The following is an 11,216-nucleotide window of genomic DNA, read 5'->3' on the forward strand; positions in this document are numbered from 1 at the left end:
CCTGATACCCCGCGCTACCAGCGGAGGTGGACAGCGATGGCTCTGCAGATCGTGGCGGGAACGGCCAACCGTGCACTGGCCGATTCCGTCGCCGAAATACTGGGCAACGAGCCGGCCCCGGTGACGGTGGAGCGGTTTCCAGATGGTGAGCTCCGGCCCGTCGTGGATGGACTGCAGGGCGCCGACGTGTACGTGGTTCAGCCGACAGGTCCGCCGGTCAACGAGCACGTGATGGAGTTGCTGTTGCTGGTCGATGCGTGCCGGCGAGCAGGTGTGGCGCGGATCACCGCGGTCACACCGTACTTCGGGTATGCCCGTCAGGACCGTCGTGGCCGGGCCGGGCAGGCGATCGGGGTTCGCGTTGTCGCCGAAGCGCTTGCTTCGGTCGGGACGTGGCGCCTGATCGTGGTCGATCCGCACACGGTCGCGCTGGAGGCCATCTGCGCCGTTGGAGTGGAGATGCTGACGGCCGTGCCGTTGCTTGCCCGGGAACTTGGCACAGGTTCGCTCGGTGAGTGGGCGCTGGACGGGGCCGTGGTGGTCGCGCCTGATCTGGGCGCGGTCAAGCTGGCCGAGCATTACGGCGCCTTGCTGTCGCGTCCCGTGGCGGTGGTGCGCAAGACCCGGCTCAGCGGGCGGAGGGTGGTCGCCGAGGAGCTGGTGGGAGACGTCCGTGATCGTCCGGTGATCATCGTCGACGACATGATCAGTACGGGTGGCACGATCGAAGCCGCGGCGGAGGTGGTCGCCGCCCACGGCGCGGCGCCGGAGATCGTCGTGGTCGCGACTCACGGCTTGTTCGTGGAGTCAGCGGCGGAGCGGCTCAACCGTGCCAGGACCCATCACGTGCTGGTCACCGACACGCTCGCCCAGCCGCCCACGCCGGCGATGCCGCTTGGCGTGTGCTCGGTGGCCCCGCTGCTGGCCGATGCCATCGGGCGCCTGCATCGTGATGAGCCACTGGACGACCTGCTGGCTCGGACCTGACGGTTTCGTGGCCAAGGGCGTGCACGCCGACCGAATCAGCGAAGAGGAGACGGCATAGGGAGGGAACAACGCCGCACTCACGAGTACAGAGCATCGATCACACCATCCAGACCACCACCCGGTGGCTGGCGGTCCTGGCTGACGCGATCGGGACAAAGGACCGAGAGTTCGCCCAGCGGGTGCTGAAAGCCTGGCTGCACGCGGTCAGGGACGGCCTGGCTGTGGACAATGCGGCCCACGCGGTCGAGTGCGTTAGTCGAGCGCGTAAACGCGGTGAACGAACTCGGCAAGCTTGCTGTCCGGCAGTTCTTTGGCGAGATCGGCCTCGCTGATGATGCCGGCGAGGCGGTGGCCTTCGAGCACCGGCAGGCGCTTGATGTGGTGCTGCTCCATCGTGAACAACGCCTCCGCCAGGTCGGCGTCGGCGTCCACCCACACCAGTCCACGAGCCAGTTCCCCTGCGGTGGTCTGGTCGATATCCATGCCATGGGCACAGCACAGGACCACGATGTCCCGGTCAGTGATGATCCCCTTGAGCCGGTCGTCGTCCCCGCAGATGGGCAGCGCGCCGACACCGAGATCGCACATCATCTGCGAGGCGATGCGCAGGCTCTCGTGTTCGCCGATGCACTGAACGCCCTCATGCATCACGTCCCGGGCTTTCCTCCCGGTTTCTCTTACGTCCATCGCTCGCCTCCAAAACACGACACGAAGCGCTCTCACCTGCTCGTACCCTCGCTCACCGAAGTGTTGAGGGCTTGTCTGCCGAAGTGCGTAAAGATCCTCCCTAGGTCAGCCCGGCGGAGGGACCAACGCGACGGGACCCGTGAGCCGTTCGTGACGAGCCGGTCCCAGGCATGATCGACTACACCCCGTCGCGTACCGCATCACCGGCACCATGCGTTCAACCGCGATCTCGCCGAGTACCTGGAGGTTGCGCAGTTGCAGCGCGATCGGGTGCGCGGCGATGCCACCAGCGGGATCATGAAGCGCAGCCCGGGTTCGCGCACGTTGCGCACCTGGCCGAGCCTGAACACCACCCCGCGCTCGTACTGCCGCACGATCGCGATACCAAGGCTGGGCATGATCAGCACCTCCCGCTACCGAGGGCTTCGTCTTCATCCGGGGACAAAACCTTCCGTCTGCGTCAGAACCCGTCTCCACCAACCGCTATCAGTGGCGCACGGGATCAGGGCGTTCGCCTTGGCGCGACGCTGGTAGCGGGGCATCAGGCCGGCCGCGCGACCATCCTCACGGGGCTCCCTCACTGACTGTCCAGGTCACGAGCTTGCGCAGATCACCTCCACAAAGTGGCCGACCGTCTGCTCGGGCAGGTGCCTGGCCAGGTCGGCCTCGCTGATCATGCCCGCGAGCCGGTGCTCCTCGATGACCGGCAGGCGGCGGATCCGGTGCTGCTCCATCGTCTGGAGCACCTCCTGGACGTCGGCGTCCACCTCAACGGTGATCGGCTTGCCCTGGGCGAGCTCTCCCGCGGTCATCGTCGTGGGGTCGCCTCCGGCTGCGACGCACTTGAGCACGATGTCCCGATCGGTGATGATGCCGTGGAGCCGGTCGTCGTCGCCGCAGATCGGCAACGCTCCCACGTCCAACTCGTGCATGCGCTGCGCGGCGGAAGCGAGCGTCTCGCGCTCGCCGATGCATTCGACGCCTTGATGCATGATGTCTCGTGCTGTTGTCACAATGTCTCCTCCCGTTCCCTTCTCTCCCTGCCCCGGTCGACGATCCTCAGCCACGGGTGGGGCCAGACTTTGTCATGAGAGCGGCTCGATGCGCTCGAACGGCCCGATCGGCCTGCTCGTGGGCATCGGGAGCTTCTTCGCCGCCGCGTCCGGGGTCGTGGTGCTCTTACCGAGGTAGACCGGGCAGACACTGCAGCTCGACTGCGTGGGCTTGCTGGAGGAGCCGGAGCACTTGACCTTGTCGTAGCGTCAACGTGTCCAATAGGGGGCATGAGGATCAGCGAACTTGCCGCGCTGGTCGGGGTGTCCACCCGGACCGTACGCCACTACCACCACCTGAAACTCCTCCCCGAGCCTGAACGGCTGGCCAACGGCTACCGGGAGTACCGGTTGCGGGACGCAGTGGCTCTCGCCCGCGTGCGCCGGCTGGCCGAGCTGGGCCTGTCGCTGGACGAGACCCGCGACGCCCTGGCCGACGACCAGGGCAGGGAGCTGCGAGAAGTGCTCCTGGAGCTGGACGCCGACCTGGCCCGGCAGCAGGAGAAGATCGGCGTCAGACGGAACCGGCTGGCCGCGCTGCTGGCGGAGACGGACTTGCATCCCGACTCGACGGTATCGCCGGAAATGGCGGCGATGCTGCGCGATCTCCCCGCCGGGAGCTCGAAGTCCGCTGAAATCGACCGGGAGTTGCTGGCTCTGATGGACACCGTGGCCGACCCTGCCGACCGGGCCGAGTTCATCGATCTGTTCCGCCCGCTCACCGAGCCCGAGGCGGTCGCGCGGGGACATGCCCTCTACGCGCGGCTGGACGAGCTCGCCGACGCCGACCCCGGCGACCCCCGCGTCACCACGCTCGCCGTCGACCTCGCCGCTTACCTTCCCGACGAGATGGCCACGGCGATGGTCGCGAACCTGGACTCGGCTCCCGATCACATGTGCCCGCCCGGCGCCGACTCGGTGGAGAACACGGGTGGCGGGCAGTGGCTGAAGACGATGTACGCCGAGGTGTCCGCCGCCCAGATCGAGGTGTTCCGGCGGGTCATGATCATGCTGAAGGAGCGAGGGTGATGCTGAGGATCGCGCGCGCCGCGCTGTTCGCCATGGTCCCCGTGGAGCTGCTGCTCGTGGTCCTGCTCGTGTCCGGCGTGTCACTGCCCCGCCCGCTGATCGTGACAGCCGAGGCGGCCGTAGTCGCGGTGCTCATCCTGGAGGCGGCGACCCTCTACCGGCTGTTCGGAGCCGAGCGCCGGGGCGGCGCGACCCGACGGACGGCGTTGCGGGCGGCCTATGGCCAGCTGGTCCCCGATCAGGTGCGACGGATCGTGGGGTTCGACCTGAAGGGCATGGTCAGCCTCGCCCTGTGGATCGCACGGCGCCGCCACGGCGTGCCGTCTGGCGCCACCGCCGTCTCCTACTCCCGCGCACAGACCTCCACGATGGTGATATTCCTGTCCGCGATGGTCGTGGAGCTGGTGGGCGCGGAGATCCTGCTGCGGGCGTTCGGCGCACCGGTCGGCCTGCGCACCGTGATCCTGGTGGTTGACGCCTATACGGTCCTGATCGTGCTCGCGGTCATCGCGGCCTGCATCACCCGGCCCCACGTCGTCTCCGCCGACGAGGTGCGCATCCGCTACGGCGCGTTCTTCGACCTGCGTGTCCCGCGCGAGCAGATCGCCCAGGTACGACACGCTCACAACTTGAACGAGAGCGGCACGGTCAAGGTGGAGGACGACCGGCTGGCCGTGGCGGTGGCCTCCCAGACCAACCTGATACTCGAACTGACCGAACCGATCAGCGCCGTCCGCCCCCTCGGCCGCCGCGCCGAGGTCCGCGTGATCCGCTTCTTCGCCGACGATCCCAAAGCCGCCATCCACGGGCTGCGACCCGCCGGGAACACGCGCCCGAATCCTGAGGGCATCACCGCCGGCACCTGGCAACAAACGGCGACGGGTACAGCTCCTTCCGAGGGGTGACAAAGGACACCCACGGGCCCGTGGAACCCCGCCCCACTGCCGTCCATCATCGCGACGATCGCGACCACGCCATTCTCCGCTCTCCGCGACGAACGTCGTCGAACTGACCGGCGTCCACGAGACGTCCGCAGGCCCCGGCTCGGCCCTGCTCGATCTTCCGCAGCGTGCCGATATGGACGGACGCGGCATCCGCCAACTGCTTTTGCGTGAGGCGGGCCACGCTGCGGTAGTAAGCAACGCGCCGACCCATCCCGCCATGAGCTGCAGACATTGGGGCTCCAGTGCGAGGGCTCTTCTCGGACTGTAGCGAGCCAGTGACGGCCCCACCCAGAGGTCAGGCGGAGATGGTGGCAAGTTCGGTTAGCTTGTCGATCTGCCAGTCCGCTGGCCCAGCTTCCGCTTCATCGACCCAGAGATGCCCCCACGGGCCGCGTCGAATGTGTGCCGCCCGAAGCCCTGCCGCCTTGGCCGGGCCGATGTCGTTGGCCGGGTGGTCACCGACGTACACGATCCGGTCCGGCGGGCTCCCGGCAAAGCTGATCAGTCGAGCGAAGAACGCGGGGTCCGGCTTCGCGACACCCCACTCGCCCGATGTGGCGATTCCATCCACCGGGAGATCGAGCGCGCGCAGCAGCTCGGCGACGCGCGCCGTCTGGTTCCCAGCGACCAACACTCGGTGGCCAGCCGCCCTCAGCACGATGAATGCCTGTCGGGCATCGGGATAGAGGTCCTCCTCCTCGATCCGTTCGCCACGACCGGCGGCTTCGCGGGCGACGTACTCGGCGGCCAAGTTGATGCCGGGCCGCAGCAGCCGGATCGCGTCGGCGTTGTCGCGGCCCTGGGCGACGACGGCGCCGACGAGCGCGGACAGGGTGTGGCGAGGGACATCGAGCCAGTCAGCCCAAGACGCCCAGTAGCGGTCGTCGCGGACGATGGTCTCACCGACGTCGAAGGCAAAGGTCAGCACGGGCTGAGCTTATGGGCCGGCCGAGTACCGTGCGGTAAGTGCAGGATGCACCACTGCGAGGCTGGCGGGCGCCGATGATTTCCCGGCGCTGCCGGGGTCAGCATCGGCGACACATCGACTACGCGCGGAGGACGACATGGCGCTGGACCTCTTTGCCGGCATCCCCGTCACCGACTACGCCGCGGCTCTGCCGTGGTACGAACAGCTCTTCGGCGGGCAGCCCTCGTTCCTGCCGAACGACATCGAGGCAGTGTGGGAGGTGGCCGAGAACCGGTACATCTACATCGTGCAGGCCCCGGAACGGGCGGGGAACGCCCTGGTGCTGTCATTCGTCGACGACCTGGACCACCGGGTCGCCGAGATCGCCCGGCGGGGCATCGAGCCCGCCAAGCGCGAGACGTACGACGGTGGCGTGACCAAGGTGACCTACCAGGATGCGGAAGGCAATGAGATCAGCTTCGGCGGCGTCCCGGGGTGACGCCACCTCGGATCTGATCACGGATAGCCAAGGACCCGGCCGCGAGGCGCTGCCCCGTATCCGCGTTCACGACCTCCGTCACACCCACGCCACCATCCTCCTCATGGGTGGCAAGCCCGTGAAGGTGGTCTCCGAGCGGCTCGGGCACGCCGACCCCGCCATCACCCTCCGGGTCTACGCTCATGTCATGCCCGGCAATCAGCGAGAGGCCGCCGACTGGTTCGCGGCCCTGGTCGAGAGTGCGTGACCTCGTGGTCGGACCTACAAGTATCAGCGGAGTATCACTGCTCGTTCTGGAGGCTGAAATGGAAAAGCCCCGAGCCTGTGACCTGCACATTCTCAGGGCCTTCATGGTGTCCGAGGGGGGACACGCGAGAATGAGGACCTTCGCCGAACCGCCTGGCAGTGGGCTCTGGCCAATCGTCTGCCCGACGGAGGACTTCCGCCGGGCAGGGTGGTCGCCGAGCAGTTCGCACGGAGCGCACGATGGGGGCGCTGGATCAAGCGACTAGGCCGTGTTTCGAAAGATCACGACGCGGTTGGGCGTGTTGATGATCGCTAAAAGAAGAGGTCTCCGGTAGTCCGCTTCGCCACCGCGTTCTCGCCCGACGGCCGTACGGTCGCCACGGGCGGGCTGGACGGTTTCGTCGTCCTGTGGGACCTCGCCGAGCTCGTCGACCTGCGGGCGCACGCCCGCGAACGGGCGTGCGCGATCTCGGACGGCGGGCTCAGCCGCGTCGACTGGTCCCGCTACGTCGGCGCACTGCCCTATTTCGACACCTGCGCCGCGTGAGACGGCCCGCCATCCGCGGGGCGCAGACCGGCGAGCGCCGCCACCCGCAGTCCGGTGTGGAGCTCGCAGCGCACCCGTCCGTCCCTGAGGTCGCTCCCCGTGATCTCGCGGATCTTGTCGAGCCGGTAGTACAGGGTGCTGCGGTGGATGATCAAGGAGGCGGCCGTCTCCTGGGCGTCGGCGCCGCTGTCGAGGTAGCTTTCCAGAGTCGCCGCCAGTTTCGCGCCCGATGGCGCCTCCAGCAGGCGGCGGACCGGCACCGGGAGGTCCTCCAGGGTCAGTGACTCCAGCGGCAACTGGACGAGCAGGCGATCCAGGCCCAGGCCGCTCCAGTGGGCCGACTGGCCGTATCGGGCCGAGTCGGCCGTTGCCGCGCGGCAGGCCATGACCGCCTCGCGGTGCGAGGCGTGGACCTGCGCCAGGGACGGCCGGGCGTTGCCGGCCCCGGCCCGGAGCGCCTCCAGCCCCGGACGCCTGAGCAGCTTGGCCAGCCGGTCGGGGTTCACCCGACGGGGGATGACCACCACCCCTTCCTGGCCGAGCACCGCCCCGCACGCCTTCAGCGAGGTCGACTGCGCGATCTCCGTCAGGGCCTGCTCCACCACGAGCCTGGCTCCCGTGGACGGCGCCCCTGTCGGCCTGAAGACCATCGTGGAGTATTGGGCAGCGGAACTCACCGCCTCGGTCTCCAGCAGCTCCGCGGCGGCCGTCTCCCGTTTCGCGGCGTCCCCCGAGAGGAGCTCGGTCAGCAGGCGGTGGGACCGTTCCCCGTTCCGCTGGCGCTGCAGTGTCCGCAGGGTCAGTAGAGCACCGATCTCCGGCTCCGCCACCGAGAGGAGCCGATGGTGGCGCGCCGGCACCTCCCCGCCGGGGTCGTGATCGATGTAGGCGATGTATCCGACGAGGTACAGGTCATACCAGACCGGGTAGACGACCCGCGCGGGGGTCCCGTCGTGCGGGGGCAGGCGCACGGGGTTGTGGGCCCTTCTCACCTCATAGGCGGCGATCATCTTCCGGGCGCGGGCGCTGGCCCTGCGGGACAGGATCACCGACCGCCGGACCTCGTCCACGTCGTCCTCGTGGACGCTGAACGCCACGACGTTGAAGTCGGTGTCGTAGAGCACCAGAGGGCAGCCGAGCCGTTCCGCCAGTGTCTGAAGCATGTCGTCGAGACTCATGGAAGCCCCCCTTCCCGTCCGACACCGTGTCGGATTATTCGCCCGCAGATTAGTTCATCTGTTACGAGGTGATTACCAGACGGCGCGCGTAACCTCCTCGAAACGCGGGTTTCATGGCGGTTTCGAGGAGCCGCCCAGGATTGGAGCGTCTCGTTGAGCCAGTGTGATTTTACTGCGGTCTCCGGCCGCCTGTTCTCCGACGGATGGCGTCCCGGCGGTGGCGGAACCGCCGACGTACGCGAGGTGGCGACCGGCGAACCGATCGGCGTGATCGGCCTCGCCGATGTCGCGGACGTCGAGCGGGCCGGGAAGAGCGCCTCGGCAGCGCAGCGCGAATGGTCCAGAGCCTCCTACAAGGAGCGGGCCTCCGTCATGGTCAGGACGGCCCAGGCGCTGGAGTCCATGCGGGCCGACGTCGTCGAGATGATGATGCGGGAGACGGGCAGCATCCGGGCCAAGGCCGGTCAGGAAGTCTCCAAGGCATTGGACGAGCTGCGTGCGGCGGCCGGTCTCGCCGATCAGCCCTACGGGCAGCTCCTGCCGCACGAGGACGCCTCCGTGCTGAGCATGGCCAGGCGCGTTCCCGTGGGCGTCGTCGGCGTCATCACGCCTTGGAACGCTCCACTGATGCTCGCCATCAGGTCGGTGGCCCCGGCGCTGGTCCTCGGCAACGCCGTCCTGCTCAAGCCGGACGTCAAGACCGCGCTGAGCGGGGGGACGGTGCTCGCCCGGATCTTCGAGGCCGCGGGTCTGCCGACCGGGCTGCTGCACGTCCTTCCCGGTGACGCGCGGACGGGAGAGGCCGTCGTGCGCTCCCGGTACACGTCGGTCATCTCCTTCACCGGCTCCTCCGCCGCCGGACACCGGGTCGGCGAGGTCGCCGGCGCCATGCTCAAGCGGGTGGTGCTGGAACTCGGCGGGAACAACGCGCTCATCGTCCTCGACGACGCCGACCTGGACGCCGCCGTCAACAACGCGGCCTGGGGGTCCCTGCTGCACCAGGGGCAGATCTGCATGGCGACCGGCCGCCACCTCGTGCACGAGCGGATCGCCGACGAGTACGCCGAGCGGCTCACCGAGCACGCCCGCTCCCTCGTCGTCGGCGACCCCAAGCGCGCCGAGGTGCGGGTGGGCCCCCTCATCGACGTGAATCAGGCCGCCCGGGTCCACGCCATCGTCACCTCCTCGGTGGAGTCCGGCGCGGTGCTGCGGACGGGCGGTTCGCACGAGGGTCCCTTCTACCAGCCCACCGTTCTCGACCGGGTCTCCCCGGACGCCGAGGCCTTCACCAAGGAGATCTTCGGCCCGGTGATCCCCGTGACCCGGTTCGCCTCGGACGACGAGGCGGCCGAGCTCGCCGGCCGGACCGCCTACGGCCTCTCCGCGGCGATCCACACGCGGTCCATGCAGCGAGGGCTCGCGCTGGCCGAGCGGCTGCGCACCGGCATGGTCCACATCAACGGGCAGACGATCAACGACTCGGCTCACGTCCCGATGGGCGGCATGGGCGAATCCGGTAACGGCGGTCGCTACGGCGGGCACTGGAACCTGGACGAGTTCACCTACTGGCAGTGGATCACCGCCCGGCCCACCCCGCCCACCTACCCCGTCTGATCTCTCGGAGACCGCCATGACCAACGCGCTCGACAAGGGTGCCCCCATGAGGATCGTCCTCGACCAGTCACGCTGCGAGGGCTACGGATTCTGCGCCGAAGCCGCCCCAGACCTGCTCGAACTCGACGACGAGGGCGAGCTGACCGTCCTGGTGGAGCAGGTCGCGCCCGAAGCGGTCGACCGCGCCGAGGCCGCCGTGCGCGTCTGCCCGGTCGCCGCGCTCAGGCTGGGGTCGTGATCAGGGACATCGTGGTCGTCGGCGGCTCGGCCGCCGCCGTCACCGCCGCCGACGCGCTGCGCCAGTACGGTCACGAGGGCACCATCACGATCGTGAGCGAGGAGCGGCACACGCCCTACGTGCGGCCGCCGCTGTCCAAGGGGATGCTCAAGGGCACGGAGACACCCGAGTCCGTGCTCATGCCGCCGCTGCGTGCGGACATCGACTTCCGCCCCCGGACCCGCGCCGTCGGACTCGACCGCGAGCGCCGGCGGGTGCTGCTCGACGGCGATGAGGAGCTCCCCTACGACGGACTGGTGGTGGCGTCGGGAGCCCGGGCCAGACGGCTGCGGGCGGAGGACGCCGACGAGTTCGTGGTGCGCGACCTGGACGACGCGCTGCGGCTCCGTGCCGCGCTCGCCGGTGCGGGCTCGCTGCTGGTCGTCGGCGGCGGTTTCCTCGGCATGGAGATCGCCTCGACGGCCCGCGGACTCGGCCTGGAGGTCACCGTCGTCGACCGAGACCCCCCGCTGGTGCGCCAGTTCGGGAGTTTCCTGGCCGAGCACATGACCCGCGCCGCCCTTGACGAGGGGGTTCGGATCGTCCGTTCCCCCGATGGCGTCGAACTCCTGGGCGGCGACCGGATCACCGGGGTGCGGACGTCCGGAGGGGAGACGCTGGAGGCCGACGTGGTGGTCAGCGCGGTGGGCGACCTGCCCAACGTCGAATGGCTGGCCGGTTCGGGGCTCGGCGATCCCGCGGGCCTGCTCGTCGACGACAGGTGCCGGGTCGCACCGGGCATCGTCGCCGCCGGTGACGTCGTCGCCCGCGTCAGCACGCGCACCGGACGGCCCAGGCGCACCCCGCACTGGGGCAGTGCCATCGACCAGGCCAGGACTGCGGCTCAGGCCCTGCTCAAGGGGGACGAGGCACCGCCCTACCGGCCCGCGCCGTACTTCTGGACCGAGCAGTGGGGGTTCGACATCAAGATCTGCGGTGAGGTCCAGCCCGGCTCGGCCGCGGAGATCCTCTTCGGAGCGATGTCGGAGCGGAGCGCGCTCATCCAGTGGACCCGCGACGGCGCGCCGGTGGCCGCCGCCACGGTGAACCACCGCATGCCCCTGGTCAAACTGCGCCGGCTCGCGACCTCCGTCTGAGCGACCTCCGTCTGAGCGGCCTCCGTCTGAGCGGCCTCCGTCTGAGCGGCCTCCGTCTGAGCGGCCTCCGTCTGAGCGGCCTCCGTCTGAGCGGCCTCCGTCTGAGCGGCCTCCGTCTGAGCGGCCTCCGTCTGAGCGGCCTCCGTCTGAGC

At 69.1% G+C, this 11,216-nt stretch carries 14 protein-coding genes and 1 pseudogene; 10 read left to right on the plus strand and 5 right to left on the minus strand.

Translation table 11 applies throughout. The features are described 5' to 3' along the window. Nucleotides 1–36 precede the first annotated feature (36 nt). Nucleotides 37–987, plus strand: a complete 951-nt coding sequence (locus AB0C16_RS09645) for a ribose-phosphate pyrophosphokinase (RefSeq protein ID WP_357680763.1) — start codon at nt 37–39, stop codon at nt 985–987. A gap of 252 nt (nt 988–1,239) precedes the next feature. Here AB0C16_RS09645 and AB0C16_RS09650 read toward each other — a convergent pair whose 3' ends face one another. From AB0C16_RS09650 to AB0C16_RS09660, 3 genes are all read right to left on the minus strand, one after another. Then, nucleotides 1,240–1,674, minus strand: coding sequence for a CBS domain-containing protein (locus AB0C16_RS09650; RefSeq protein WP_357680765.1), 435 nt, complete (start codon nt 1,672–1,674; stop codon nt 1,240–1,242). A gap of 200 nt (nt 1,675–1,874) precedes the next feature. Further along, nucleotides 1,875–2,072, minus strand: a complete 198-nt coding sequence (locus AB0C16_RS09655; RefSeq protein ID WP_357680767.1) for an SPFH domain-containing protein — start codon at nt 2,070–2,072, stop codon at nt 1,875–1,877. Nucleotides 2,073–2,267: 195 nt separating this feature from the next. Then, on the minus strand, nt 2,268–2,687 hold the full coding sequence (locus tag AB0C16_RS09660; protein ID WP_357680769.1) for a CBS domain-containing protein: 420 nt from the start codon (nt 2,685–2,687) through the stop codon (nt 2,268–2,270). A gap of 270 nt (nt 2,688–2,957) precedes the next feature. On the opposite strand from AB0C16_RS09660, the gene AB0C16_RS09665 reads away from it, so the two are divergent. Next, complete coding sequence (locus AB0C16_RS09665) at nt 2,958–3,755, plus strand: MerR family transcriptional regulator (RefSeq protein ID WP_357680771.1); 798 nt, start codon at nt 2,958–2,960, stop codon at nt 3,753–3,755. Continuing rightward, a complete protein-coding gene (locus AB0C16_RS09670) occupies nt 3,755–4,660 on the plus strand; it encodes a hypothetical protein (protein WP_357680773.1) in 906 nt (301 codons plus the stop codon). The genes AB0C16_RS09665 and AB0C16_RS09670 overlap by 1 nt, the downstream gene beginning before the upstream one ends. Nucleotides 4,661–4,994: 334 nt before the next feature. Here the strand turns inward: AB0C16_RS09670 and AB0C16_RS09675 are convergent, their stop codons facing one another. After that, nucleotides 4,995–5,627, minus strand: a complete 633-nt coding sequence (locus AB0C16_RS09675) for an HAD family hydrolase (protein ID WP_357680774.1) — start codon at nt 5,625–5,627, stop codon at nt 4,995–4,997. A gap of 136 nt (nt 5,628–5,763) precedes the next feature. Here AB0C16_RS09675 and AB0C16_RS09680 point away from each other — a divergent pair, with 136 nt between their 5' ends. The 3 genes and pseudogenes from AB0C16_RS09680 to AB0C16_RS09690 all read left to right on the plus strand — a co-directional run. Then, on the plus strand, nt 5,764–6,105 hold the full coding sequence (locus tag AB0C16_RS09680; RefSeq protein ID WP_357680776.1) for a VOC family protein: 342 nt from the start codon (nt 5,764–5,766) through the stop codon (nt 6,103–6,105). Then, nucleotides 6,074–6,352, plus strand: coding sequence for a tyrosine-type recombinase/integrase (locus tag AB0C16_RS09685; RefSeq protein ID WP_357680778.1), 279 nt, complete (start codon nt 6,074–6,076; stop codon nt 6,350–6,352). Before AB0C16_RS09680 ends, AB0C16_RS09685 begins: the two co-directional genes overlap by 32 nt. 354 nt (nt 6,353–6,706) lie before the next feature. Further along, nucleotides 6,707–6,898 (plus strand): annotated as a pseudogene (locus tag AB0C16_RS09690) (WD40 repeat domain-containing protein); the annotation flags it as partial. Here the strand turns inward: AB0C16_RS09690 and AB0C16_RS09695 are convergent. Then, nucleotides 6,874–8,076, minus strand: coding sequence for a helix-turn-helix domain-containing protein (locus tag AB0C16_RS09695; protein ID WP_357680780.1), 1,203 nt, complete (start codon nt 8,074–8,076; stop codon nt 6,874–6,876). The pseudogene AB0C16_RS09690 and the gene AB0C16_RS09695 overlap by 25 nt on opposite strands. Nucleotides 8,077–8,229: 153 nt before the next feature. Between AB0C16_RS09695 and AB0C16_RS09700 the strand changes: the two genes are divergently transcribed. From AB0C16_RS09700 to AB0C16_RS09715, 4 genes are all read left to right on the plus strand, one after another. Then, a complete protein-coding gene (locus tag AB0C16_RS09700; protein WP_357680782.1) occupies nt 8,230–9,690 on the plus strand; it encodes an aldehyde dehydrogenase family protein in 1,461 nt (486 codons plus the stop codon). A 16-nt stretch (nt 9,691–9,706) separates the two neighbouring features. Further along, a complete protein-coding gene (locus AB0C16_RS09705) occupies nt 9,707–9,928 on the plus strand; it encodes a ferredoxin (RefSeq protein ID WP_357680784.1) in 222 nt (73 codons plus the stop codon). Further along, the gene (locus AB0C16_RS09710) at nt 9,925–11,064 is read left to right on the plus strand and encodes an FAD-dependent oxidoreductase (RefSeq protein WP_357680786.1); all 1,140 of its coding nucleotides are present in this window, start codon (nt 9,925–9,927) and stop codon (nt 11,062–11,064) included. The genes AB0C16_RS09705 and AB0C16_RS09710 overlap by 4 nt, the downstream gene beginning before the upstream one ends. Then, on the plus strand, nt 10,974–11,216 hold a 243-nt coding region (locus AB0C16_RS09715; RefSeq protein WP_357680787.1), incomplete at its 3' end, for a pentapeptide repeat-containing protein. The genes AB0C16_RS09710 and AB0C16_RS09715, both read left to right, overlap by 91 nt.

Source organism: Nonomuraea sp. NPDC048916, assembly GCF_040649575.1.
GTDB lineage: Bacteria > Actinomycetota > Actinomycetes > Streptosporangiales > Streptosporangiaceae > Nonomuraea.